Annotated in this window: 26 protein-coding genes, 2 pseudogenes and 1 riboswitch; of the genes and pseudogenes, 8 read left to right on the plus strand and 20 right to left on the minus strand. The window is 59.9% G+C overall.

Annotated elements, in window-relative coordinates; all coding sequences use genetic code 11:
- Positions 1–15: 15 nt before the first annotated feature.
- Genes C8K63_RS24570 through cobO form a run of 6 tightly spaced genes read right to left on the minus strand, consistent with a single transcriptional unit; the run spans position 16 to position 6,006 of the window.
- Complete coding sequence (locus C8K63_RS24570) at positions 16–1,467, minus strand: cobyric acid synthase (protein ID WP_108219027.1); 1,452 nt, start codon at positions 1,465–1,467, stop codon at positions 16–18.
- Positions 1,464–2,456: a threonine-phosphate decarboxylase CobD gene (gene cobD, locus C8K63_RS24575; RefSeq protein ID WP_108219028.1), complete on the minus strand. Its 993-nt coding sequence runs from the start codon at positions 2,454–2,456 to the stop codon at positions 1,464–1,466. The genes C8K63_RS24570 and cobD overlap by 4 nt, the downstream gene beginning before the upstream one ends.
- On the minus strand, positions 2,449–3,357 hold the full coding sequence (gene cbiB, locus C8K63_RS24580) for an adenosylcobinamide-phosphate synthase CbiB (protein ID WP_108219029.1): 909 nt from the start codon (positions 3,355–3,357) through the stop codon (positions 2,449–2,451). The genes cobD and cbiB overlap by 8 nt, the downstream gene beginning before the upstream one ends.
- Positions 3,354–4,004: a 5,6-dimethylbenzimidazole synthase gene (bluB, locus tag C8K63_RS24585; protein ID WP_108219030.1), complete on the minus strand. Its 651-nt coding sequence runs from the start codon at positions 4,002–4,004 to the stop codon at positions 3,354–3,356. The genes cbiB and bluB overlap by 4 nt, the downstream gene beginning before the upstream one ends.
- Positions 4,001–5,398, minus strand: a complete 1,398-nt coding sequence (locus C8K63_RS24590) for a cobyrinate a,c-diamide synthase (protein WP_108219031.1) — start codon at positions 5,396–5,398, stop codon at positions 4,001–4,003. Before C8K63_RS24590 ends, bluB begins: the two co-directional genes overlap by 4 nt.
- Positions 5,395–6,006 (minus strand): cob(I)yrinic acid a,c-diamide adenosyltransferase, encoded by a 612-nt coding sequence (gene cobO / locus C8K63_RS24595; protein WP_108219032.1) that lies wholly within the window; start codon positions 6,004–6,006, stop codon positions 5,395–5,397. The genes C8K63_RS24590 and cobO overlap by 4 nt, the downstream gene beginning before the upstream one ends.
- A gap of 81 nt (positions 6,007–6,087) precedes the next feature.
- A riboswitch (cobalamin riboswitch) is annotated at positions 6,088–6,331 on the minus strand.
- 153 nt (positions 6,332–6,484) lie between these two features.
- On the opposite strand from cobO, the gene C8K63_RS24600 reads away from it, so the two are divergent.
- Together C8K63_RS24600 and C8K63_RS24605 are read left to right on the plus strand one after the other, a co-directional pair.
- Complete coding sequence (locus C8K63_RS24600; protein ID WP_108219033.1) at positions 6,485–7,069, plus strand: hypothetical protein; 585 nt, start codon at positions 6,485–6,487, stop codon at positions 7,067–7,069.
- 146 nt (positions 7,070–7,215) lie between these two features.
- Positions 7,216–7,317 (plus strand): annotated as a pseudogene (locus tag C8K63_RS24605) (hypothetical protein); the annotation flags it as partial.
- Between the two features lie 116 nt (positions 7,318–7,433).
- Here the strand turns inward: C8K63_RS24605 and C8K63_RS24610 are convergent.
- The 7 genes from C8K63_RS24610 to C8K63_RS24640 form a co-directional block, all read right to left on the minus strand.
- The gene (locus tag C8K63_RS24610; RefSeq protein ID WP_108219034.1) at positions 7,434–8,054 is read right to left on the minus strand and encodes a DUF1120 domain-containing protein; all 621 of its coding nucleotides are present in this window, start codon (positions 8,052–8,054) and stop codon (positions 7,434–7,436) included.
- Between the two features lie 210 nt (positions 8,055–8,264).
- Positions 8,265–8,927 (minus strand): class I SAM-dependent methyltransferase, encoded by a 663-nt coding sequence (locus C8K63_RS24615; protein WP_108219035.1) that lies wholly within the window; start codon positions 8,925–8,927, stop codon positions 8,265–8,267.
- 18 nt (positions 8,928–8,945) lie between these two features.
- On the minus strand, positions 8,946–9,482 hold the full coding sequence (locus C8K63_RS24620; RefSeq protein ID WP_108219036.1) for a C40 family peptidase: 537 nt from the start codon (positions 9,480–9,482) through the stop codon (positions 8,946–8,948).
- Between the two features lie 165 nt (positions 9,483–9,647).
- On the minus strand, positions 9,648–10,280 hold the full coding sequence (locus C8K63_RS24625; protein ID WP_108219037.1) for a C40 family peptidase: 633 nt from the start codon (positions 10,278–10,280) through the stop codon (positions 9,648–9,650).
- 224 nt (positions 10,281–10,504) lie between these two features.
- On the minus strand, positions 10,505–11,209 hold the full coding sequence (gene hda, locus C8K63_RS24630; protein WP_007898944.1) for a DnaA regulatory inactivator Hda: 705 nt from the start codon (positions 11,207–11,209) through the stop codon (positions 10,505–10,507).
- A gap of 230 nt (positions 11,210–11,439) precedes the next feature.
- Positions 11,440–12,513 (minus strand): AI-2E family transporter, encoded by a 1,074-nt coding sequence (locus C8K63_RS24635; RefSeq protein ID WP_108219038.1) that lies wholly within the window; start codon positions 12,511–12,513, stop codon positions 11,440–11,442.
- Between the two features lie 36 nt (positions 12,514–12,549).
- The gene (locus C8K63_RS24640) at positions 12,550–13,602 is read right to left on the minus strand and encodes a DUF2066 domain-containing protein (RefSeq protein ID WP_108219039.1); all 1,053 of its coding nucleotides are present in this window, start codon (positions 13,600–13,602) and stop codon (positions 12,550–12,552) included.
- Positions 13,603–13,988: 386 nt separating this feature from the next.
- Between C8K63_RS24640 and purM the strand changes: the two genes are divergently transcribed.
- The 5 genes from purM to C8K63_RS24665 all read left to right on the plus strand — a co-directional run bounded on the left by purM (position 13,989) and on the right by C8K63_RS24665 (position 17,974).
- Positions 13,989–15,047: a phosphoribosylformylglycinamidine cyclo-ligase gene (gene purM / locus C8K63_RS24645; protein WP_108219040.1), complete on the plus strand. Its 1,059-nt coding sequence runs from the start codon at positions 13,989–13,991 to the stop codon at positions 15,045–15,047.
- Entirely contained in the window at positions 15,047–15,697 is a 651-nt protein-coding gene (purN, locus tag C8K63_RS24650) for a phosphoribosylglycinamide formyltransferase (RefSeq protein WP_108219041.1), read from the plus strand. The genes purM and purN overlap by 1 nt, the downstream gene beginning before the upstream one ends.
- Before the next feature lie 8 nt (positions 15,698–15,705).
- Entirely contained in the window at positions 15,706–16,419 is a 714-nt protein-coding gene (locus C8K63_RS24655) for a DUF3108 domain-containing protein (RefSeq protein ID WP_108219042.1), read from the plus strand.
- Positions 16,420–16,634: 215 nt separating this feature from the next.
- Entirely contained in the window at positions 16,635–17,051 is a 417-nt protein-coding gene (locus tag C8K63_RS24660; protein ID WP_108219043.1) for an OsmC family protein, read from the plus strand.
- Positions 17,052–17,113: 62 nt separating this feature from the next.
- Positions 17,114–17,974 carry a pirin family protein gene (locus C8K63_RS24665; protein ID WP_108219044.1) on the plus strand — a complete coding sequence of 287 codons (861 nt, stop codon included), beginning with the start codon at positions 17,114–17,116 and terminating at the stop codon, positions 17,972–17,974.
- Positions 17,975–18,107: 133 nt separating this feature from the next.
- Here the strand turns inward: C8K63_RS24665 and C8K63_RS24670 are convergent, their stop codons facing one another.
- The 4 genes from C8K63_RS24670 to C8K63_RS24685 all read right to left on the minus strand — a co-directional run bounded on the left by C8K63_RS24670 (position 18,108) and on the right by C8K63_RS24685 (position 21,814).
- The gene (locus C8K63_RS24670) at positions 18,108–18,836 is read right to left on the minus strand and encodes a dienelactone hydrolase family protein (RefSeq protein ID WP_108219045.1); all 729 of its coding nucleotides are present in this window, start codon (positions 18,834–18,836) and stop codon (positions 18,108–18,110) included.
- A gap of 66 nt (positions 18,837–18,902) precedes the next feature.
- Positions 18,903–20,807, minus strand: coding sequence for a molecular chaperone HtpG (gene htpG, locus C8K63_RS24675; protein ID WP_108219046.1), 1,905 nt, complete (start codon positions 20,805–20,807; stop codon positions 18,903–18,905).
- Between the two features lie 81 nt (positions 20,808–20,888).
- Positions 20,889–21,341 (minus strand): PaaI family thioesterase, encoded by a 453-nt coding sequence (locus C8K63_RS24680; protein ID WP_108219047.1) that lies wholly within the window; start codon positions 21,339–21,341, stop codon positions 20,889–20,891.
- Positions 21,338–21,814: a PaaI family thioesterase gene (locus tag C8K63_RS24685; protein WP_108219048.1), complete on the minus strand. Its 477-nt coding sequence runs from the start codon at positions 21,812–21,814 to the stop codon at positions 21,338–21,340. The genes C8K63_RS24680 and C8K63_RS24685 overlap by 4 nt, the downstream gene beginning before the upstream one ends.
- 158 nt (positions 21,815–21,972) lie before the next feature.
- On the opposite strand from C8K63_RS24685, the gene C8K63_RS24690 reads away from it, so the two are divergent.
- A complete protein-coding gene (locus tag C8K63_RS24690) occupies positions 21,973–22,236 on the plus strand; it encodes a hypothetical protein (RefSeq protein ID WP_108219049.1) in 264 nt (87 codons plus the stop codon).
- 67 nt (positions 22,237–22,303) lie between these two features.
- On the opposite strand, the pseudogene C8K63_RS30995 reads toward C8K63_RS24690, so the two are convergent.
- The 3 genes and pseudogenes from C8K63_RS30995 to brnQ form a co-directional block, all read right to left on the minus strand.
- A pseudogene (locus C8K63_RS30995) lies at positions 22,304–22,420 on the minus strand (MAPEG family protein); the annotation flags it as partial.
- Positions 22,421–22,438: 18 nt separating this feature from the next.
- The gene (locus tag C8K63_RS24695; protein ID WP_108219050.1) at positions 22,439–23,176 is read right to left on the minus strand and encodes a DUF599 domain-containing protein; all 738 of its coding nucleotides are present in this window, start codon (positions 23,174–23,176) and stop codon (positions 22,439–22,441) included.
- A gap of 269 nt (positions 23,177–23,445) precedes the next feature.
- Positions 23,446–24,759 carry a branched-chain amino acid transport system II carrier protein gene (gene brnQ, locus C8K63_RS24700; protein WP_108219051.1) on the minus strand — a complete coding sequence of 438 codons (1,314 nt, stop codon included), beginning with the start codon at positions 24,757–24,759 and terminating at the stop codon, positions 23,446–23,448.
- Positions 24,760–25,129: the final 370 nt, after the last annotated feature.

The raw sequence follows: 25,129 nt of genomic DNA on the forward strand, positions 1-25,129 counted from the left end.
GGTCTCAAAAACGCATCAAATCCCACAGAGTTCCCGCAACAGCCCGGTATCCAGATGCTTTTCCACCAGATCCGCCAGCCGTTCGATATCACGCTCGCGCAAGGCGTGGTAATCCACCGCCTGCACCTCCTGCAAACCCGCCCAGCGCAACAGCGCACTGCATGCCGCCGGCGATTCGAACAACCCGTGCAGATAGGTGCCGAATATCTGCCCGTCCGCACTTTGCGCACCATCGCAGCGCCCGTCATCCAGCTGCACGGCGGCGTTTTCCAGGGCCGGGCCGGTGGTCACGCCGGCATGAATTTCATAACCCGCCACCGGCGCGTCTTCCAGTGCCAGACGACCCCGCACATTGCGCAACTGCTTCTCTTGTTCGAGCTTCGTTTCGAACGCCAGCAGCCCCAAACCGGCGCTGGAACCCGGCGCACCTTCGAGGCCCAGCGGGTCATGCACCTGCTCACCGAGCATCTGCAGGCCGCCACAAATTCCCAGCAGTTTCCCGCCGTAACGCAGATGCCGGGCGATGGCGGTGTCCCAGCCATTGGCCCGCAGGTACGCGAGGTCGCTACGCACACTTTTCGAGCCAGGAAGAATGATCAGGTCGGCAGGCGGAATCGCCTGGCCGGGGCCGATGAATTGCAGGTCCACTTGCGGATGCAGGCGCAGCGGATCGAAATCGGTGTGGTTGCTGATGCGCGGCAGCACCGGCACCACCACCTTGAGCACCTGTTCAGCTTTATCGGCCTGGCGTTGATCGATGCCGTCCTCGGCCTCCAGGTGCAGATCCATCACGTACGGCAGCACGCCGATCACCGGTTTGCCGGTGCGCTCCTCGAGCCAGTCGAGACCGGGTTGCAGCAACGCGATGTCGCCACGAAAACGATTGATGACGAAGCCTTTGACCCGCGCCTGTTCGCTCGGCGACAGCAGTTCGAGGGTGCCTACCAGGTGGGCGAAAACCCCGCCGCGATTGATATCGGCGATCAGCAGCACCGGGCAATCCACCGCTTCGGCAAAGCCCATGTTGGCAATATCGCCGGCCCGCAGATTGATTTCCGCCGGCGAGCCTGCGCCCTCGACCATCACCAGCGGATACGCCGCGCTCAAGCGCTGGTGGGAGGCCAGCACCGCTTGCATGGCGATGGTTTTGTAGTCGTGATAGGCGACGGCGTTCATGGTCGTGACGGCGCGGCCATGGATGATCACCTGGGCACCGGTGTCACTGTTGGGCTTGAGCAACACCGGGTTCATGTCGGTGTGCGGCTCAAGGTTCGCGGCCTGGGCCTGTACCGCCTGGGCGCGGCCGATCTCGCCACCGTCGGCGGTCACCGCACTGTTGAGGGCCATGTTCTGCGGCTTGAACGGCACCACCCTGACGCCTTGGCGCGTGGCCCAACGGCACAGCGCGGTCACCAGCGTGCTTTTACCGGCGTCCGATGTGGTGCCCTGCACCATCAGCGTGGTCATTGGTTTTCCTTGGCGAAATCTTCGAACGCCCGCGCCAGACGTACCCAGGCGATTTCGTCACCGGGCAAGCCGAATCGCAGGCTGCTGTTGTGCGTGAACAATCGCAGGAGAATGCCACGCCGGGCCATGAATTCCTGCAGTTCTTCGGCGCGCTCGGTGATCAGCCACTGGAACAGCGCACAACAGCCCTGAGGCTCGAAGCCGTGTTGCGCCAACAACGACGCAAGGCGCTCGCTGGCCTCATCGGCGCGCACTCGCTGCCGCGTTTGCCCCTCGGTATCGCGCAGGCAGGCCTGGCCCACTACCCGGGTTGCCCCGCTCACGGCCCACGGTCCCACTTGTTCGGCCAGCAACTTGAGCAACTTGCGCTCGGCCAACACAAACCCCAGGCGCACTCCGGCCAGGCCGAAAAACTTGCCGAAGGAGCGCAAGACGATCAACCCGACTTGATGGGCATACGGAGCCAGGCTCAGATGCGGCGTGTTATCCATGAACGCTTCATCCACCACCAGCCAGCCACCGCGCTGGGCCAGCCGCGCGTGCCAGTCGAGCAGACGACTGGGCGTCAGGTTCAGGCCTGTGGGGTTATTCGGGTTGACCACCACCAGTACGTCGAAACTGTCGATAAAGAAATCGACTTCGTGTTCCAGCACTTCACGCACGATGTAGCCATTACGACGCCACGCTTCAGCGTGCTCGGCGTAACACGGCGACAGCACGCCGACCTTGCCCGCCCGACGCAATCGCGGCAGCAGTTGAATCGCCATTTGCGAGCCGGCCACCGGCAATGCCTGCAAGGTGCCGTAGTAATCACAGGCGGCCTGCTCCAGACCATCGTCCGCTTCCGGCAAACGGGCCCAGGCCCGCAGCGGAATATCCGGCACCGGGAACGGCCAGGGCGCAAGGCCCGTCGACAGGTCCAGCCAGTCGGCTTCCTCTATGCCGTATTCGAGCGCCGCCTTGCGCAATCGCCCACCGTGCTCAAGCATAAAATTCGGCCCCCAGGCAGAGAATCAGCAGCCATAACCATACCCCGCGCTGGACCAATTGCCAGCCCCGGTCAATGGAGTCGGCATCCGCCGGTACGCCTTCGCCCAACTGCGGACGCTGATGCAGTTCGCCGTGATAAATCGCCGCACCGCCCAACTCGACACCAAGGGCGCCCGCCCCTGCCGCCATCACCGGGCCGGCATTCGGGCTGTCCCAGGTCGGGCCCTGGGTGCGCCAGCATTTCAACGCCAGCCGGGTTTTGCCCAGCAGCGCGTAAGTCAGTGCCACCAGGCGCGCAGGTATGTAATTGAGCACATCGTCGACCTTCGCCGCCGCCCAGCCGAACCGTTCGAAGCGCTCATTGCGATAACCCCACATCGCATCCAGCGTATTGCTCAGGCGGTAGAGCACCACGCCCGGCGCACCCGCCACGGCAAACCAGAACAACGCGGCGAACACTGCGTCGCTGCCGTTTTCCAGTACCGACTCGGTGGCGGCACGGGCGACTTCGGTTTTATCCAGATCACTGGTTTTACGGCTGACCAGATAACTCACGCGTTTGCGCGCTTCATCAAGATCATCGCCGCGCAATGCCTTGGCCACAGGCGTGACGTGCTCACCGAGGCTGCGCATGCCGAGGGCGCAATAGAGCGCGAGAATCTCGACGATCCAGCCGACATAAGGCGCCCAGGACAATGCCGTGACCAACAGCGTCAGCGGCAACACGGCGATCACCCACGCGGTGACGCCATGACTGCGCCAGCCGCGACCGCCGCCGTTGAAGCGTTGCTCGATGCGGTCGGCAAAACGGCCGAACGCCACCAGCGGATGCCAGCGTTTGGGTTCGCCCAGCAGCGCATCCAGCGCAACCGCGGCGACACTCAACAACGCCACACTCATTGACTTACTCCCCAATAATTTTCATACAGCAATTCATGTAGCGGACGCGCCTGCGCCCAGCCTTCGAGCACCAGCATCGGCGCCGGGTAGAACGCCTTCACCGGCCCCAGGCACAGCACGGCCAGAGGTTTGGCTCCAGGTGGCAACATCAACAAATCGGCCAGGGCTTGCGGTTCGAACAGCGACACCCAGCCCATGCCCAGCCCTTCGGCGCGGGATGCCAGCCACAGGTTCTGGATCGCACAGGACAGCGAGGCCATGTCCATTTCCGGCAGCGTGCGGCGGCCGAAGATATGCTGCTCGCGGTCCTCCATCAGTGCGGCGACCAGTACCTCGGCGCAATCGTTGATGCCTTCCACCTTGAGCTTCATGAACTCGTCGCTGCGCTCGCCGAGGGCTTCGGCGGTGCGGATACGCTCCTCTTCCACCAGGGCCTGGATTTGCCCACGCAAGGCGCGATCACTGATGCGAATGAAGCGCCAGGGCTGCATCAGGCCGACACTGGGGGCCTGGTGTGCGGCCTCGAGCAGGCGCCGCAGCAATTCGGGCTCGACGGTGCCGCCGCTGAAGTGGCGCATGTCGCGGCGTTCGGCGATGGCGCGATAGACCGCTGCGCGTTCGGCTTCGGAAAATGCGTTGTCCGTCATGACCGCTTCGCTGGCAAGCCAGCTCCTACAGGGGCTAGCTGATCCATTGTAGGAGCTGGCTTGTCGGATCGCCGCATCGCAGCGAAGGCGGCTTCAAGGTCCGGCGCAAACAGTGCGGCAATCGCCGAAGGGTTCGACGGGAAATAAAAATGCACATAAGAAGCGGTCATCCGCCCCTCACGGTAGACCGCCTCTGCCCCGCGCCCGCCATTAGGGCTCAAGCCACGGGCTATCGGCGCCAGCTCTGTGGTGGTCAGCGAATGGTGATAGGTGTGCCCGCGCAGCGAACCTTCCGGCAGTTCCACCGCTTGCAACGCCAGCGCGGCCAGACGCTTTTGCATGACCGCATCACCGGCCAGCAAGCCAACCAGTTCGGCGCGAGTGCCCTCGACATCGGTCAGGGAATCGAGCAGATACAGCATGCCGCCACACTCGGCGAGCAACGGTTTTCCTGCCCGGTGGTGGGCGCGGATCGCATCGAGCATCACGGTGTTTTGCGCCAGCGCGACATGGTGCAGCTCCGGGTAACCACCCGGCAGATACAGGCTGTCGGCCTCCGGCAATGCACAGTCGCGGATCGGCGAGAAGAACGACAACTCGGCGCCCATCGCCCGCAGCAAATCCAGGCTCGCGCCGTAGGTGAACGCAAAGGCTTCATCACGGGCAACAGCAATGCGCACACCGGCCAGCAGCGGTTCGGCTGCAATGACATCAGGGGCGGCGAACTCGACCGCCGGTGGCAGTGCAACCTCGCAACTGCTGGCCAGAGCATCGGCGGCAGCATCGAGGCGCAGGTCGAGATCGTTCAACTCACTGGCCTGCACCAGCCCCAGGTGCCGGCTCGGCAGTTCGATCCCGGTTTCCCGGGACAGCGCGCCGTACCAGCGCAAACCTTCAGTCAGGCTGCCTTCGAGCAGTTGCGCGTGGCGCAGCGTGCCGACGCGATTGGCCAGCACGCCGGCGAATGGCAAGTCCGGCTGATAACGCGCCAGCCCCAAGGCCAGGGCGCCAAAGGTCTGGGCCATGGCAGTGCCATCGATCACACCCAGCACCGGTACACCGAAATGCCGCGCCAGATCGGCGCTCGACGGCGTACCGTCGAACAGCCCCATGACACCTTCGATCAGGATCAGGTCGGCTTCAGCGGCGGCTTCCCACAATAGCCGGCGACTTTCTTGCTCACCAACCATCCACATGTCCAGTTGATACACCGGCGCACCGCTGGCGCGCTCGAGGATCATCGGATCGAGAAAGTCGGGGCCGCACTTGAACACACGGACCTTGCGCCCCTGATTGCGATGCAGTCGGGCCAGCGCCGCGGTGACGGTGGTCTTGCCCTGGCCGGAAGCCGGCGCGGCAATCAGTACCGCCGGGCAGTGCCGAGGCTGACTCACAATTCGACGCCTTTCTGCGCTTTGATCCCGGCTTGAAAGGCGTGTTTGATCACGCCCATTTCGGTGACGGTGTCAGCCATCTCGATCATTTCCGGCTTGGCGGCACGACCGGTGACTACCACGTGTTGCATCGGTGGCCGGGCCTGCAAGTCGCTGAGCACCTGATCGAGATCGAGGTAGCCGTGCTTGAGGGCGATGTTCAGCTCATCGAGCACCACCAGACCGATGGACGGATCGCGCAGCAGTTGCTGCGACACCGCCCAGGCGGCTTCGGCGGCGGCGATGTCGCGCTGGCGGTCCTGGGTTTCCCAGGTAAAACCTTCGCCCATCACATGAAAGCGCACCTGCTCGGGAAAGCGCCGGAAGAACAGCTCCTCTCCGGTGCTGTTGCGGCCCTTGATGAATTGCACCACGCCGCATTGCATGCCGTGGCCCATGGCGCGGGCGAGCATGCCGAAGGCCGAACTGCTCTTGCCCTTGCCGTTGCCGGTCAGCACCAGCAGCAGGCCACATTCGTTCGGGGCATTGGCGATGCGCTCGTCGATCACGGCTTTTTTGCGCTGCATGCGCGCCAGGTGGCGTTCGTCACGATCGGGGGTATCAGTCATGGGGAGCTCTCCGTTGAGGCAGGAATAACGGCGGGCAGGCACAAGAATAGAAGGCAACTAAGCCTGGCATCGCCCACCGTGATGCCGCTGGATGAATCAGGCCGGTCTCCGGGCTCATGAGTGGCCTGGGGCCAGACTGTGCGCCTTCCCGCATCGAATCGAATCGAATCGACACAGTGGCATCAGACACAGTTTTCACTCATTTACCGTTGCGGGGGCAGCGCCGGAATTGCGGGCCTTCGACCATCAGAAGAACTCACTCACCGGCTTCCCTGTTTCACTCTGTCGACCCACGTCACAGAGCACCTGAAACAAGCCGCGAAGGTTAGAGGGTTGGGGGTGGAGCGTCAATTAAAGCCGGGAGGCCACTTGCCGAATAACTGCCGTCGATCAATAAACTGACGTCAATCTTGTGCCACGCTCTCAGCAGTGATATCAAAGAGCCACAACCTCACAACACAACAACAAGGGTGAGCCCATGCAAGGCATGATCATCAGCAATCCAAAGCTGGAATTCCTGCGCCCGGTGCTCGAGCGCTGGTTCGAATGCATCGACCGCTACAACGCCGTCCGCGGCGATGGCGACACACCGTACTGGCACGACGAAAAGGCCAATCTCGGACTGCTGTCTGCCGCCGCCTGGATAGCCGAGATGGTCACGCTGCAACAGACGCCAACCCGCAAGCAGACCGAAGAAGGCGAACGCAACAGCCGTGCCGACCTGTTCCTCGCCTCGCCCGAAACCCGCGCCTACATCCAGACCACCCAGCGCTGGCCACGGGTCAACAGCCTCAACCTGAGCCAGGCCCTGCTCGACATCGCCAGCGATGCGAAGCGCGTGAGCCACGCCAGCGACCTGAAACTCGGCTGCCTGTTCGTCGCCCCGCAAAAAGCCCAGCAAGGCGCCACGCCGGAAGAACTCCAGGACATGGTCGACGACCTGCAAAAGGAGCACACCTGCGCGGTCGCCTGGTATTTCCCATACGCCTATCGCAAATTGCGCAACGAAGCCGGCAACTATCACCCCGGCATCGCGGTGCTGTTCAAGGAAGCTCGCGGCTGAGGCGTTGAACCATCGCACGACAACGCTTCTCTATGATTAGAACAAGGCATTCATAGGGAAGACCAGCATGCGCACGCCCCCGCTCGCTCTCGTTATCGCGCTCTGCACAGGGCTCGCCGCTTTTGCCGAAGACCTGGATCTCCCACTCCATGGGTCGCCCGGTGGGCGTGGTGATCGACCGGCAGGGTAACCTGTTGGTGGCCGATGACACAGGGAACAAGGTGTGGCGGGTGTCGGCTGCCAGATAATCAACGGCAAAATAGGTTGCGGTGTTCGGCAACTAACAGTGAATGCTCCGAAGGGACGAGAGACAGCACTGAACCATTGTTCGCATGGACACCACGAGCGGCTTAGAGCTGGGAACTTACAGGTACTTCATTTCAAATGTCGCCGAGCCGTCCATGTCCACCTCGTCGGTCAGGGTTAGGTTGTTGGCGGGGGCGATGAAGGTATAAACCTCAAAATCCATCGTCAGGTCTTTTACCGCAATCGGTGCACTGGAGTCGGAGGCGGAACCTACTGATAAAAGGATGCCGGGAGACGTCGAGCGGGTTGATAGCCAGGTCAGACCTTCGTCTTCGGAGCTGATCGCGCTCGCCGGTTGCCCATCCGCCAAAGCGTTTCTGACACCGACGAAAACAAAACCGAGTTTTTCGTTCGCGTTGGTGAGTCCAAGGCCAAACCAACCGCTGGATGATTCCGTACCAGCTCGGTTATCGATCGGGTTCAGCGCGAATTGAGTCGATGCGTCACAAGCCACGGTCAATTGCAGTGGGTGTTTGCCAAGTACAGTATTCTGGGTTGGATTGAGGTCCTTTGCCGAGATCTTGCCGTTGTCCACGAGACCGCCGTTCGACAGGCTCGGCGTGCACGCAGCCGGCGTGATGGTGCCGGTGACCGTCAGGTCCGTGCTGGAGGCAGCGAAAGCGCAAGACGCTCCCGCAAGAAGGAATGCGCTGCCAAGTAGGGTCAGTGTCTTATTCATGTATTGCTCTTCGTATTTGGGGTGATTGCAGCTCGAGCCAATACGACCGGACTGCTGGATAACCGCAATCTAGCGAACAGGGTAGAAGGTAGGGAATGCAACAAATACGAAAAGGCTGCGCACTTCGTTTCAAGGCGCGTTGGGTGCCAACATCGAATTCAAGTCATTGATCATTGGGAGTTGCAGGAGGGGTCGATTTCAACAGGACAGCTAGCGTTTACGACACAGAGTCAAACCATCGCCGATCGGCAACAACGACAAATCCACCCGCGCATCGTCTTTCAAGGCCCGATTGAGCGCCTGGATCGCCCGGGTGTCCGCGCTCTCGGGGTTGGCCTCGAGCACGCGCCCGCTCCACAAAGTATTATCGAACACCGCCAGCCCGCCGACCCGCAGCAATCCCAGGGCGTGTTCCAGATAACTCGGGTAGTTGGCCTTGTCGGCATCGATGAACACCAGGTCGTACTGCCCGCCCCGCCCTTGTCGCTCAAGCTCGGCGAGGGTTTCCAGCGCCGGGGCCAGGCGCAGGTCAATCCGTCCGGCGAGCCCCGCCTCCTGCCAATAGCGCCGTGCGATGGCGTTGTAGTCGCCAGGGATATCGCAGCAAGTCAGCGAGCCGTCAGCCGGTAATGCCGATGCCATGCACAGGGCGCTGTAACCGGTGAAAGTGCCGACTTCGAGCAAGCGCCTGGCTCCCGTCAGTTTCACCAGCAAAGCGAGAAACTGCCCCTGCTCCGGAGCCACCTGCCAACGTGCCATCGGCAGCGCCTGGGTCTCATCGCGCAAGCGCTTGAGCAGTGGCGTTTCGCGCAGGGAGACATCGAGCAGGTATTGGTACAGGGCGTCGTCGAGATTAAGCGTGCGAGCAGTCATGATCAGCAGCTCCGGACGTTACGGGTTGCGCGCCAGATGTTCAGGCTGCAGAACACGCTTGGCGCTCAGATAAGCTTTTTGCCAATAGGCCTTGGACAGACTGTCGAGCTTCACGGTGCCGCCGGTGGCCGGTGCGTGGACGAAGCGCCCTTCTCCCACGTAGATGCCGGCATGACTGACCTGGGAACCGCCATTGGTGGCGAAGAAAATCAGGTCACCGGTTTGCAGGCCTTCCTTGCCCACATTCGCCGCTTGCATGGAGATCATTTCGCGAGTGGTGCGCGGCAAGGAAATACCGGCGACATCGCGATACACATAACCGATCAGGCCGCTGCAATCAAATCCGGAATCCGGCGTATTACCACCCCAACGATAAGGCGTGCCCACCAGGCCGAGCGCGCGAAACAGCACGTCTTCGGCCTCGGGCGAAAAAGCTTGCGGGGATCCAAATACGATGGGAGCGCGAACCACCTGCGCAGGTGGCGGTGTACGGCTGGCGCAGGCACTGAGCAGCGCTGCGAAGAACATGATTGCGAGGCGGGCCGACGTCGTCATAAGCAGAGCATCCTGATCTGGCTGCGGCTTTTTCTGCCGGGAGTGCAGAAAAGAAAACCGCCTGCGCGGGGCGCAGGCGGTTTGCCATCATTCATACATCAGGATTTTAGCGGTTATATGGCAAACTTCAAGTAAGACTTTAAGTTTACCTTACAATCTGTGCGCTTATTTACGTGCAGTGACGATTGGCGACGCGTTAGGTGCCATCGCCAGGGCGCGCTTGGCTTCGATGAAGCTCTTGTTCCAGTAACTGTCGCCCAGGCTATCGATCCGCACACCACCGCTGCGGCGGCTGCTGGAGTGGATGAACTGGTTGTCACCCAGGTAGATCCCGGCGTGACTGACACGGCCACGACGGCCATTGGTTGCGAAGAACAGCAGGTCGCCCGGCTCAAGCTTGCTGCGCGAGACCAGCGGAGCGTCCACGTTGATCATTTCGCGGGTGGAGCGTGGCAGGTTCATGCCCGCTTCTTCGCGAAACAGGTAACCGATGAAACCGCTGCAATCGAAGCCGGCTTCAGAAGTACCGCCGAAACGGTAACGGGTACCGATCAGGGACATGCCACGTTCGAGGATGCTGTCGGCCAGAACCGGAAGCTGGTAGGACTTGCCGCCAGCGAAGTCTGCGAGTTCTTTTTCGGTAGCCAGCTCTTCCTGAAAGAGAGCGGAAGACTGGGCAGTAACGGAGTTTTGAACATGCTGTTGTTGCTCTTGCTGAGACACCGGAGTGTGGGCAGCGCAACCGAACAACAGGGTGACGAGTGCGAGAGGCACGAGGGGTGCGAAGCGGTTTAGCATGGGCACGACCGTGGCTGATAGTTGTAAAGAAGCCGAGACTATGCCCTCTATCATCCTCATTTGCAAATTCAATCGATCTTTTTGTGACTTATCCGTTTCCCGTTTACATCTAAGCGCTTAAGCCCATTTTAAACATACGCGCAGCCTGTAACCGGGCAGAAAAGCGGGGGGTTTGTGCTGCCTGCAATTCGCCGAACTGGCTAAAAGCCCCGGATTCAGCGGGTTTACCAGCCGAGGGTTTCTTTCAAAAACGGGATTGTCAGCTTGCGCTGAGCCTGGAGGGAGGCCTGATCGAGACGCTCGAGCAGCTCGAACAGCGCACTCATGCTGCGGGTACCGCGAGTCAAAATGAAATGCCCGACTTCGTCTGTCAGGTGCAGTCCGCGACGAGATGCGCGCAATTGCAAGGCGCGCAATTTGTCCTCATCGGAAAGCGGGCGCATCTGGAAGATCAAGGCCAGGGTCAGGCGCGACTTGAGATCCGCCAGCTTCACCGGCAATTCACGGGGGGATGTCGACGCGGCAATCAGCAAGCGTCGGCCGCTGTCGCGCAAGCGATTGAACAGATGGAACAGCGCCTCTTCCCAGTCCGCCTTGCCGGCAACCGCCTGCAGGTCATCGAGACAGACCAGTTCGTACTGTTCAAGGTTGTCGAGAATTTCAATACCGCGATCGAGCAGCTCGGCCAGCGGCAGATAGACCGCAGGCTCCCCCAATTGCTCGAAGCGCAGGCAGGCGGCCTGCAACAGATGCGTCCGCCCTACCCCATCCTTGCCCCAAAGGTATATCAGGCTCTCGGTCCAGCCGGCGTCGGCTTCGCACAGCCGCTCGACATAGCCGAGTGCAGCGGCATTGGCGCCTGGGTAGTAATTGATAAAGGTGGCGTCGTCACGCAGACGCACACCTAGGGGCAGCTGAATCGGTTTCATCCTGACTGAACAGTTCCAAAGGAACCGTTAGTGGCCTCTGTGTAAAGTTTGCGAAGTTTATACCCGTGAGCCGGGTCGCACAATGCGACAGACCACAAGCAAAATCAAAGGTTTGCGTTAATGCATCGGTTTTATGACAGTTTCTTTGGCGGTGCATGTGACAGTCGCGCGATGCAAGCAGGCTGACCCGCCATGAACCCGGGCAACCCGCCATCACCCATCGACGCCCCTTACGACTCCGGCTCGTCGACACTCCCGTAGATCTCAGAATCCTTATACAAATCATGCACATGACGCACCAGCACCATGATCACCGCCGCGACCGGCAATGCCAATAGCACACCGGTAAAGCCAAACAGCTCACCACCGGCCAGAATCGAGAAAATCACCGCCACCGGGTGCAGGCCAATCCGGTCACCCACCAGCAACGGCGTCAGCACCATACCCTCCAGCGCCTGGCCGACCATGAACACCGCGACAATACCGAGCATCGGGTAAAGATCACCACTGAACTGGAACAACCCCGCAAGCAGCGCCGCGCCAATGCCGATGATAAACCCCATGTACGGCACGATCGCCGCCAGACCGGCAATCAGGCCAATCAACAAGCCCAGCTCCAGACCGACCAGCATCAGGCCCGCTGCGTAGATCACACCCAAGGCCACCATCACCAGCAACTGTCCGCGAACGAAGGCTCCGAGCACTTCGTGGCATTCACCCGCCAGGGATACCGCGCGCGCTTCACGATCACGAGGCAGCAGGCTGCGGATCCTGGACATCATCAAGTCCCAATCGCGCAACAGATAGAAGCTCACCACCGGGATCAGCACCAGATTCGCCAGCCAGCCGATCAACGCCAGCCCCGAGGCCGTGGCATGGCTCAACACGACACCGACAATATCAGTGGTCTGACCCATATGCTCGCTGATGGCTGCCTTCAACTTGTCGAACTTCCAGAAACCTTCCGACAGGCCGAACTTCGATTGCACCCAGGGCAGCGCCGTGTGTTGTAGCCAGTCGAGCATCTGCGGGGCCAGCTCATACAAACGAAACAACTGCCTGGCGAGCAGCGGCACCAATACCAACAGCAGCGCGGTAAAGATCAATGTAAACAGGGTAAACACCGCCACGACACCCCAGGTTCGAGACAAGCCTGCCTTCTCCAGCCGATCCACCAGCGGGTCGAACAGGTAGGCCAACAGCAGCGCCACCAGGAACGGCGTCAGGATCGGATGCAACAACCAGACAAACGCACAAAGCAGGATCACCCCACCGAGCCAGAACCAACACCGCCTATCGGCCATGAACCACTCCATTGCTTCTATATAAAGAAAGAAAAACTACCAGCGAAAACGCAGCTGCGGTGTCGGGGCTGGCGCCGGGGCAGGCACCGCACCACCGGCGGCAGGTTGAACCGGCACTGCCGGGGCTGGGGCCTGACCAGCTGGAGCTTCCTGCAGCCTCGCCAGCGACAGTTGTGCACGCAGTTGATCGGCGCTGCCATTGACCCTATAGACAATCCGGTCGCCGTCGACACTTTGCACACGCCCGCCAAATGGCTCCAGCAAGCGCCCAAGGGACGCGTAGTGTTCAAGATTCATGCCTTGCACCTCCAGCAATTGCTCACTCGAAGCACCGGCCCTGGCAACAAACCGCGGCGCCAGGCGCTCGTTGACCGCCAGCATCACCGCATCGGCCACGGCCGCCTGATCGGCGCCTTGCACGCTGCCTGCCTCTTTTTTATCCCCCAGCCACAATTGCCACTTGGCTTGCCACTGCCCGCCCTCCTCCTTGGCGTGTACCGCGAGCAAGGCGTCGGCGTTGTAGCGCTCCGAAGCGGCATTCAATGGCGCGGGATCTGCGCCTTCCAGATTCGGCGCGGTCGCGACGATCTGTTCGTTCAGGTCTGCCAATGGCAAGCGCAATGGCAAACCACGGTGTTGAGCAGCCCGACGCAATGGCGCCGCGCTGGCCTGACCGTCGCCCACCAGACTTGAACCCTCGGTGGAGTCATTCAACCACCAGCCGAGGATCGACGGCCGATTGGCCCCCCACATCGCCAGGCCGGCGCGGCGCAAGGCCTGCTCGGTGGTGCCCGGATCGAAATCGACTTTCAGGACTTCCGGCGGCCCGGCATCAAAGCCGTATTGGCTGATGATCTGTTGCGGGTCTTTGCGAATCGCTGCCAGACCCGGACTTTGAGCGGCCTTGGGGTCGCCGGTCAGGCGCAATACCAATGTGTCCAACGCACGTTGAGTCGCCTGGTCGCGCTCCTCGGGCGATTGGCCATCCACCGGCTCGCGTACCTGGTAAAGGCCTTTGACGGTTTCGGCATGACTGGCCAGGCTGACCACTGACAAACAACTCACAAGCAAGAATTTACAAAAACGCATGGAAGATTCCTGACGACAAGAGCGGCTGGAACAGACCGCATGAAAGCGATCGAGCAAGACTGTGACCATTGCCCGACGCAAAACATTCACACGTTCCGGGTAAGTTTTCGCACTGTCATAACGATAGACGGTTAATCGCGACACCTTATACAGCCATGCAGGATGCCACCGACACCGCGCATTAATGGTTTTTTTTGAACGGATATGGCCCTGCTGTCGGCCTGAGGATGGCCGCTGCGGCTCAAGCCTGATAAAATCGCGCGCCTTCGCAGACCGGCAACAGCCGGGTAGTGTCCGAATAGCGCGCATGGCTCTCGCCTACGCAGTTTCGGCGTTCCCGACGGACTCGGTCGTTACCCAGAAATCCCCCCCTAAAGGCCTGGATCATGAGCAAGCAACCCTCCCTGAGCTACAAAGACGCCGGTGTAGACATCGACGCCGGCGAAGCATTGGTCGAACGCATCAAGAGCGTCGCCAAGCGCACTGCGCGCCCGGAAGTCATGGGCGGCCTGGGCGGTTTCGGCGCCCTCTGCGAAATCCCGGCCGGCTACAAGCAGCCGGTGCTGGTTTCCGGTACTGACGGCGTTGGCACCAAGCTGCGCCTGGCCCTGAACCTGAACAAGCACGACAGCATCGGCATCGACCTGGTTGCCATGTGCGTGAACGACCTGGTGGTGTGCGGCGCCGAGCCGCTGTTCTTCCTCGACTACTACGCCACTGGCAAACTGAACGTCGAAACCGCGACCCAGGTCGTGACCGGCATCGGTGCTGGCTGTGAACTGTCCGGCTGCTCGCTGGTTGGCGGCGAAACCGCTGAAATGCCGGGCATGTACGAAGGCGAAGACTACGACCTGGCCGGTTTCTGCGTCGGCGTCGTGGAAAAATCCGAAATCATCGACGGCTCCAAGGTTGCTGCTGGCGATGCCCTGCTCGCCCTGCCGTCTTCCGGCCCGCACTCCAACGGCTACTCGCTGATCCGCAAGATCATCGAAGTATCCGGCGCCGACATCGAAAACACCCAGCTCGACGGCAAGCCGCTGACCGACCTGCTGATGGCCCCGACCCGCATCTACGTGAAGCCGCTGCTCAAGCTGATCAAGGAAACCGGCGCGGTCAAAGCCATGGCCCACATCACCGGTGGTGGCCTGCTGGACAACATCCCGCGCGTTCTGCCAAAGGGCGCACAAGCCGTGGTTGACGTCGCGAGCTGGACCCGTCCTGCCGTGTTCGACTGGCTGCAAGAGAAAGGCAACGTTGACGAAAACGAAATGCACCGCGTGCTGAACTGCGGCGTGGGCATGGTTATCTGCGTTGCTCAAGAGCACGTTGAAACCGCGCTGAACGTGCTGCGTCAAGCGGGCGAGCAGCCTTGGGTCATCGGCCAGATCGCCACCGCTGCCGAAGGCGCGGCTCAGGTCGAACTGAAGAACCTTAAGGCGCACTAATGCCTAAAACCTGTGATGTGGTGGTGCTGTTGTCCGGCACCGGCAGTAACTTGCAGGCCTTGATCGACAGCGCGCGGACCGGCGACAGCCCGGTTCGCATCGCTGCGGTGATTTCCAACCGCGCCGACGCCTACGGCCTGCAACGCGCCAGGGACGCGGGTATCGATACCCGCACCCTGGATCACAAGGCTTTCGAAGGTCGCGAGGCCTTCGACGCCGCGCTGATCGAACTGATCGACGCCTTCAACCCCGAACTCGTGGTACTGGCCGGATTCATGCGCATTCTCAGCGCAGGCTTCGTACGCCACTATCAGGGTCGCCTGCTCAATATCCATCCTTCGCTGCTACCCAAATACAAAGGGTTACACACTCATCAGCGCGCACTGGAGGCCGGCGACACCGAGCACGGCTGCTCCGTGCACTTCGTCACCGAGGAACTCGATGGCGGACCACTGGTCGTACAGGCTGTAATACCGGTAGAGTTACAGGATTCGCCGCAGAGTCTGGCGCAGCGAGTCCATGTTCAGGAACACCTGATCTACCCGATGGCCGTACGCTGGTTTGCTGAAGGTCGTTTATCACTCGGTGAACAAGGTGCTTTACTGGACGGACAGTTACTCGCGGCCAGCGGCCACTTGATTCGAACCTAGGAGATTTTATGCGTCGCGCCCTGCTCTTCGCTTGCGCTCTGCTCGCCTTGCCCTTCGCCCAGGCGGCAGAACTTCAACCTTTCTCCGCCAGCTACACCGCCGACTGGAAACAGCTGCCCATGAGTGGCACTGCCGAGCGCAACCTCGAAAAAACCAGTGATGGCAAATGGAAACTGAGTTTCAAGGCATCGATGATGATCGCCAGCCTGTCCGAGGAAAGCACCCTGACACAGGACAAGGACACGCTCCTTCCCGTGTCGTACCACTTTGAACGCGGCGGTCTGGGCAAAGCCAAGAAATCGGATCTGGATTTCGACTGGAACACCAAGATGATCACCGGCACCGATCGCGGTGATCCGGTAAAGGTTGCGTTGAACCGTGGCATGGTCGACAAATCCACCTACCAACTGGCCTTGCAGCAGGACGTTGCTGCCGGCAAGAAAAGCATGAGCTATCAGGTAGTCGACGGCGATGAAGTCGACACCTATGACTTCCGCGTGCTGGGCCCGGAAAAGGTCGACACCAAGGCCGGCAAGATCGATGCAATCAAGGTTGAACGTGTACGCGACCCGACACAGAACAAACGCATTACCGTGATGTGGTTCGCCAAGGATTGGGATTACCTGCTGGTCCGCCTGCAACAAGTCGAAACTGACGGTAAGGAGTACAACATCATGCTCCTGAATGGCACGGTCAACGGCAAGGAAGTCAAAGGCAGCTGATCCGGATCGACAACTGTAGGAGCGAGCTTGCTCGCGATGGACTTTAACGATGACTCGCCCTTGCGGATACACGCGGTGCCATTGAGATCATCATCGGAGCGCCGCCCGGAGCAAGCTCGCTCCTACAGATTGGAACACCCGACAAGCGCGATGGCTCTATGCTCTCAAGGTCTTTTTTGATCGAATGAGTTTTCCTGTCGCCTGCGAGGTTTCCCATGACCGTTACTGTCAACACCGTTTCTGCCGAAGGTTTTCGCCACAGCGTACAAATCGATGACCACGAACTCTTCGCCGACGTGCCCGTCACGGCCGGCGGTGATGGCTCTGCGCCGGAACCGCACGATTATTTCGATGCCGCGCTAGGCGCCTGCAAGGCCCTGACCCTGAAGCTGTATGCCAAAAAGAAGAACATCCCGCTGACCGGTGTCGGCGTGGAGGTCAAGCGCGACAACAGCCTGGAACAGAAAGGCCAATACGCGCTACACGTCAAACTGACCCTCAAAGGCGTACTCACCGACGCCCAGCGCGAAGAGCTGCACCGCGTGGCCGATCGCTGCCCGATCCACAAGCTGATGACCACGTCTGAAGTGCGCATCGAAACGCACTTGTCCGAAGGCGCGTTCAGCCAATAGCGGCAAGGGCTGCGCAAGCGGGTTATGCTCGAACGTATTACCCGCTCAGCCTGGAACGCACCATGAACACTCCGCTCGTGATCCGCCCCCGCACTGAAGATGTCGAGGGCCAGCCGATTCTTCGCCCGCTGCCATCGGCCAAGTGCCGCAGCGTCGGGCCCTTCGTGTTTTTCGACCACATGCTGGAAACCCGTTATCCACCGGGCAAAGGCATGAACATCCGCCAGCATCCGCACATTGGCCTGTCTACCCTCACCTATTTGTTCCAGGGGCAGATCCAGCACAAGGACAGCCTCGGTTCCGATCAGGTGGTCGGGACTGGCGATGTCAGCTGGATGACGGCCGGCAGCGCCATCGCCCATGTCGAACGCACGCCAGAAGCCCTGAGAGAAAGCGGCTTCACCATGCACGGCCTGCAGATCTGGCTGGCTTCGCCCAAGGACAAAGAGCAAGGTCCGGGGCATTACAGTCACCATCCGGCGTCGACTTTGCCGGTCAGCGAAAACCTGGGGGTGAAGATCCGCATGATTGCCGGGTCGGGCTTTTGCCTGGAATCACCAGTGCCGGTGCTTTCTCCTACGCTGTACGCGGAACTGCACCTGCAAACGGCGACGACATTACTGATCCCCACCGAGCATGAAGAACGTGCGCTGTATGTTCTGAGCGGCGAGGTGCAACTGGATGGCGAGCCGCTGGAGCCGCATTCGCTGGTGGTACTGCCTGCCGGGGAAGAGATGACCCTGTTTGCTGAAAGCGACAGTCACGCTGTGTTGTTTGGCGGTGCTGCGCTGGACGGGCCACGGCGGATCAACTGGAACTTTGTCGCGAGCGATCCGGCGGCGATTGATGAAGCACGCCGGCGCTGGGCGGCCGGGGATTGGCCGACGGTGCCGGGGGAAAGCGAGCGGATCGAATTGCCCTGAGATTTTAGTTGCCCGTGAAACCGCCTTCGCGAGCAGGCTCGCTCCCACAGGGGAAAAGCATTCCAATGTGGGAGCGAGCCTGCTCGCGAAGAGGCCCAATCAGTCACCTGATCAGTCAGTGTCTGAAAGAGCATCAGCCCTTGAACACTTCATCCAGCAAGTTATGCATCGACGTGAACGCCCGGGCAGCCACCTTCGCGTCATACATCATCATGCCCGGCACGTTGGCGTGCGGGTCGGTGAACGAATGGAACGCACCGCCGTAGCTCAGCAACTGCCAGTCCACGCCGGCCGCGTTCATTTCATCTTCGAACGCCGGCAACTGCTCTTTCGGCACCAATGGATCGGAGGCACCGTGCAGCACCAGTACCTTCCCCTTGATGTTTTTCGCATCGGCCGGGGTCGGTGTGTCCAGCGTGCCGTGGAACGATACCGTCACTTTCACTGGTGCGCCGGTACGGGCGAGCTCCAGGGCGCAGCAACCGCCGAAGCAGAAACCGAAAGTGGCCAGTTTCGAAGTATCGACAGCCACTTCACCCTGACTCTGCAGCTGCTCGAACGCCACCTGCATGCGCTTGCGCAGCAATGGGCGGTCATTCTTCAACGGCATCATGGCCGCGCCGGCCTCGTCATTGTTCGTCGGACGAACCGATTGACCGTAAAGGTCTGCGATCAGTACCACATAACCCTTGGAGGCGACCGACTTGGCGATCTCCTCGGCACCGGCGCTGACGCCCATCCAGTTCGGCGCCATCAACAAACCCGGGCGCGGGCCTTTCTGGTCGGCATCGAAGGCCAGACGGCTTTCATAAGCCTGGCCGTCAATCTGATAGGCAACGGAACGTACAGTGATTTGGCTCATTTCTGACTCCTGATTTTTGAACACCAGAATGAAAAAACCCGCCGAAGCGGGTTTTCTGCAACCTGGTTAAGCCGACAGCTCAACCAACAGTTTGTTCAGACGGCGCACATAGGCCGCCGGATCTTTCAAACTGTCGCCGGCCGCCAGCGCCGCCTGATCGAAGAGGATGTGCGACAGGTCGCCGAAGCGCTCGTCACTCTGCTCGTTGTCGAGCTTCTCGATCAGCGGGTGAGCCGGGTTGAATTCGAAGATCGGCTTCGAATCCGGAACCTTCTGGCCGCTGGCTTCCAGAATCTGGCGCATCTGCAAGCCCAGGTCCTGCTCGCCGATGGCCAGGATCGCCGGGGAGTCGGTCAGGCGATGGGACACCCGAACTTCAGCAACGGATTCGCCCAGCGCGGTCTTCAGACGTTCAACCAGACCTTCTTTGGCCTTGGCGACTTCTTGCGCAGCCTTCTTGTCCTCTTCCGAGTCCAGGTTGCCCAGGTCCAGGTCACCGCGCGCCACGTCGACGAAGCTCTTGCCGTCGAAGTCGTTGAGGTAGCTCATCAGCCACTCGTCGATGCGGTCGGTCAACAGCAACACTTCGATGCCTTTCTTGCGGAAGACTTCCAGGTGCGGGCTGTTTTTGACCTGCGCGTAGGTTTCGCCGGTCAGGTAGTAGATCTTGTCCTGGCCTTCCTTGGCGCGCGCCAGGTACTCGGCCAGGCCGACAACCTGCTCGCCATCGTCGCCAAGGGTCGAGGCGAAACGCAGCAGGCCGGCGATTTTTTCCTTGTTGGCGAAATCTTCGGCCGGGCCTTCTTTCATGACCTGACCGAAGTTTTTCCAGAAGCCTTTGTATTGCTCTGGCTCGTTCTTCGCCAGTTTTTCCAGCATGTCCAGAACGCGCTTGGTCAGCGCCGACTTCATGGAATCGATGATCGGGTCTTTCTGCAGGATTTCCCGCGACACGTTCAGCGACAGGTCGTTAGAGTCGACCACGCCTTTGATGAAGCGCAGGTACAGTGGCAGGAAGGACTCGGCCTGATCCATGACGAACACACGCTGCACGTACAGCTTCAGGCCTTTCGGCGCCTCACGCTGGTACAGGTCGAACGGCGCACGGGCCGGCACGTACAGCAGCGAGCTGTATTCCAGCTTGCCTTCGACCTTGTTGTGGCTCCAGCTCAGAGGGTTTTCGAAGTCGTGAGCGATGTGCTTGTAGAACTCCTGGTACTCCTCGTCCTTGATCTCGGTGCGCGGACGGGTCCACAGGGCGCTGGCGCGGTTGACGGTTTCCCACTCAACGGCTGGCTTCTCCTCGCCTTCGGTGGCTGCCACTTCTTTCGGCAGTTCGATCGGCAAGGCAATGTGGTCCGAGTACTTCTTGATGATGTTGCGCAGGCGCCAGCCATCGGCGAATTCGTCTTCACCGGATTTCAGGTGCAGGACGATGCGAGTGCCGCGTTCGGCCTTGTCGATGGTCGCAACTTCGAAGTCACCTTCGCCCTTGGACGACCAGTGCACGCCTTCGCTGGCAGCGCTGCCGGCACGACGACTGAACACATCGACTTTGTCAGCGACGATGAATGCGGAGTAGAAACCGACACCGAACTGGCCGATCAGGTGCGAGTCTTTCTTCTGGTCGCCGGTCAGGTGCTTCATGAAATCGGCGGTGCCGGACTTGGCGATGGTACCCAGGTGGGTGATCGCGTCTTCGCGGCTCATGCCGATACCGTTGTCTTCGAGGGTGACGGTTTTAGCGTCCTTGTCGAAGCTCACGCGGATTTTCAGTTCGGCGCCACCTTCCAGCAGCTCTGGCTTGGCCAGGGCTTCGAAACGTAATTTGTCGACAGCGTCAGAGGCGTTCGAGATCAATTCGCGAAGGAAAATTTCCTTGTTGGAATACAGCGAATGGATCATGAGATGCAGCAGTTGCTTCACCTCGGTCTGGAAGCCCAGGGTTTCCTTTTGAGTTTCCACACTCATGGTTATCAAACTCCAATCAGATGGCTTAAGCCGCGACCTTGAGGGTCGACGGCGGGTTGTCCTCAGAGTTTGGGGCTGAGTTCAGGATTTCAAGGGCTCTTCGAGTTTGAAATGTGCTCGGGCCGTGGCAATGGGTTCGGCCTCAGTGCTTTGCCAGGCGGTAATCGCCACGTTGGCGACCCGGCGGCCCTGGCGGCAAACCTGGCATCGGGCCCAGGTATCGCGAAACTGCCCGGCACGCAGGTAATCCAGGGAGAAGTCGATGATCTTCGGCACCCCGGGCGTTCCGGTAAACACCAACAGGTGCAGTGCCGCGGCCAACTCCATGAACCCGGCGATCACACCGCCATGAATCGCCGGCAACAAAGGGTTACCAATGTTGTCCTTGTTCGCTGGCAGCTTGAACAGCAACTCATCTCCCACCCGTGAACATTCGACGCCGATCAGCCGGGCATAGGGAATCAAATCCAGCAGCGAGGCGTAATCGCCCTGCTCGTGGGCCTTTTGCAATGGGTCCTTCAGAGATTCACTCATTGCGCACCTCCGGCAACCACGCCACCAAAGCCCTTGGTACCTTTGATGCCCTTGCCCATGCGCATGAAAGTGCCCACCACATGGGCAATGGGTTGCCCGGGCTCATCCTGATAGGCGAAGCCACGGGCAAAAATCACGTCAGTGGTGACCCGATAGCATTGGGCAAAGCCGTACACATCCTTATGCGGCTCGGCGGCGTGCATGTAGTCGATACGCAGGTCGAGGGTCGGGCAGACCTCGAACTCCGGGAGTACGCAGAGCGTCGCCATGCCACAGGCCGTGTCCATCAGCGAGGTCAGCGCCCCGCCATGAATCACGCAGGTTTCAGGATTGCCGACGATCTGCGGGCTGTACGGCAGCACTATCGTCAGCCCTTCGCTGCTGGCGCTGTGAACGCTTAGTCCAAGTACCTGACAATGTCGCAGCGCCGACAGAAAGCGCGTCGCACGCTCAAAAACGGGATTTTCAGCCATTTGATAAAAACCCTTGTTTAAATCCGTACAGTGCAGTGGCGGTCCGGGTAAAAGTTCCGCATTAGAACAAACTTATATATCTGAAAGAATTAAGGAACTTAACGCTGATACTTGGGTTCTTAAGGCCAGTAGATGCTTTTCATCAGGAGAAACACCCCATGCGTAAGACTTTAGCTATTGCCTTGATGTTGACCGCTTCCCTCGGTCTCGCTGCCTGCGATAAAAAATCCGAGGACAAAGCTCAAGATGCTAACCAACATGCTGAGCAAGCCCAGCAGAAAATGAACGAAGCTCAGGATAAAGTGAACGACGCGGCGAAAGAAAACGCCGAAGCCGCCAAAGATCAGACTGAATCGAACGCAGAAGCGCCAAAAGAGGCCGCTCCAGCCGCTCCAGCCGCTCCGCAAGCGCCTAAGTACTAATCCGTTTTTTTGTGTGATGAAAGAAAACCCGCCAAGTGCGGGTTTTCTTTTGCCTGCAAAACAGCGATTAGAGAAAAATCGTGCGAAAAGTCGGACTAATCATCAACAACAAAAAACAGATTAATCCCACCAGCCAAACCAGACTGCGCTGCCGGGACAGATTCCTCCAGTAACACACTGGATAGCCAGCGCGGACGCCCAATCAGGCAGCTTCTTTATTCACCTCGGACGATGGCGCCTCTGTAGGGGTATAGACCATCACATCGAGAACGTCGGAGTGAAACTCGCGGCGATACAATACGAAGACCACACCGGCACTCATCAACATGAACAGCCATGGACTAACGAACCAGGCCAGCATGGTCATGCCGAAGTAATAAGAGCGCAGGCCAAAGTTGAACTGGTTGGCGGCCATGGAGATGACACGGGCTGCACGGGCGGCAAAGGCCCTGCGCTCCTGCTCGGACACATGGCGTTCACCGACCATCGGCGCCGACCCCACCAGTATCGCTGCAAAGTTGTACTGGCGCATGCACCAGCTGAACGTGAAGAACGCATAGACGAACACCAGCGCCAGGCACAGCAACTTGATTTCCGACATGCCCTGGGAAGCCTGCTGCACCATCGGGATATCCGCCAGCAACGATACCGCCCGCTCCGAGGCCCCCAACACCGTGAGAATACCGGCCAGGATAATCAACGTACTCGAGGCGAAGAACGAAGCGTTACGCTCCAGATTGCCAATCACGCTGGCATCGGCGATGCGGTTGTCGCGCAACAGCATGCGGCGCATCCAGTCTTCGCGATAAAGGTGCAGAACACTGGCCAGGCACGCCGTATCACGGCCCTTCCATGTGGCATAGCGGGTGTAGCCGCCCCAGCAGATAACGAACCAGATAGCGGCAAGAATGTGGATCAGGTTGGCTTGGATGAACGACATGCAGGTCCTTGTGATGTATTTGTAGGAGCGAGCTTGCTCGCGAAGAACCCGAGAGCAACGCGCCTATCCGGAAATCACGTGCCATAGTTCACGACCTTCGCGAGCAATCGAGCGTCGACCGGCTGCTCCTACAATGGGTTTGGCAGACTTTCGACGTTAGCTCAGAAAAAAAGACACTGCCTCAACCCCATAAAAAATGCCCCGTATCGATTGATACGGGGCATTTCTGTTTCTGCTCAAAACCCGCTTGTGGCGGGCCGTGAAGCGACTTAAGCCAAGGCTTCGGCGCGCTTGCCCAGCAGGCGATCGCAAACCACTGCGACCACCAGTGTCATCACCGACGGCACCAGCCAGGCCAGGCCCTGCTCGCTCAGCGGCAGGTGGGCCATTTGCGTCGGCATCCAGTCCGCCAGGCCTGCACCCTTGAGGGCGTCGATCAGGCCGAAGATGAACGACACCAGCATGACCGGGCCGAGGATACGACCCTGCTCATGCCAGAAGTCCTTGCAGAAGCTCAACGCCACCAGAACGATGCACGGCGGATAGATCGCGGTCAGTACCGGGATCGAGAACGCAATCAGCTTGGTGAGGCCCAGGTTGGACACCAGCAGGGAGAATGCAGCAAGGATGATGACCAGCGTCTTGTAGGACAGTGGCAGCACTTGGCTGAAGTACTCGGCGCAGGCACAGGTCAGGCCGACCGCAGTCACCAGGCACGCCAGTGAGATCAGCACGGCAAGGAAACCACTACCTAGCGATCCGAAGGTGTGCTGCACGTAAGCATGCAATACCGCCGCACCATTGGTAGCGCCAGCGGCCACTTCATGACTGCCCGAACCGAGACGGAACAGGCTGACGTAAACCAGCGCCAGACCCACACCGGCAATCAGGCCGGCAATGATCGCGTAACGAGTGATCAGTGCGGGCGACTCGACACCGCGGGAACGGATGGCGTTGACGATGACGATGCCGAACACCAGGGCGCCCAGGGTATCCATGGTCAGGTAACCATTGATGAAGCCTTGGGAAAACGGCGCTGCCATGTATTCAGGGGTTGCTTGACCAATGTCACCGGCCGGCAAGGCGAATGCTGCGATGCCGAGAACGGCCAGGGCGATAATCTTCAGCGGCGCGAGGAAGCGCCCTACCGTATCCAGCAAACGGCCCGGGTACAGCGAAATGAAGAACACCAGCAGGAAGTACACCGAGCTGTACAGGAACAACGCCAGCGGGCTCTCGCCGGTCAGCGGCGCCAGGCCGACTTCGAACGATACCGTGGCGGTACGTGGCGTCGCGAACAGTGGCCCTACGGCCAGATAGCAGGCAGCCGCCAACAGGCCTCCAGCCACTTTACCGATCGGGCTACTCAATGCATCCATTGCCCCACCGACTTTCGCCAGCGCAACAACGGTGATCACCGGCAGACCGACCGCGGTGACCAGAAAGCCCAGCGCCGCCATCCAGACATTAGGTCCGGACTGCAAACCGACGATAGGCGGGAAGATGATGTTGCCAGCCCCGACGAACAGGGCAAACGTCATAAAACCAAGTGCCAGGATGTCCTGGCCTTTCAACACTTTCATTAAGGAAATACCACACTACTGAATCGGAATTTAGAGAGGGATTTCCCTATGGGTGAGGGAAATGCTGTCGGTCCGTATGAGACCAACCCTTTTAGCGCGTTGCTGCCTTGTGGGCCGCAGACGCAAAAATGGCGCGTAGACTAACGAATTTGGCCGATAAACGCACTGTTTGAGGGCGAACTATCCGATACACGACATTTCCATGTCGCGTTTACATATTAAAAGATCAAAAGATCGCAGCCTGCGGCAGCTCCTACAGGGAAATGCGATCTTCTGTAGGAGGGGCCGCCTCGTCTTCGACGCCGCGCTGTCGCGCAGCAAACTGAGGGAGCTAGAGTTGAAGAGCGTGCGCGGGGCAGAGACCGTCATT

It is taken from the genome of Pseudomonas sp. GV085, from assembly GCF_003050925.1.
Lineage (GTDB): Bacteria > Pseudomonadota > Gammaproteobacteria > Pseudomonadales > Pseudomonadaceae > Aquipseudomonas.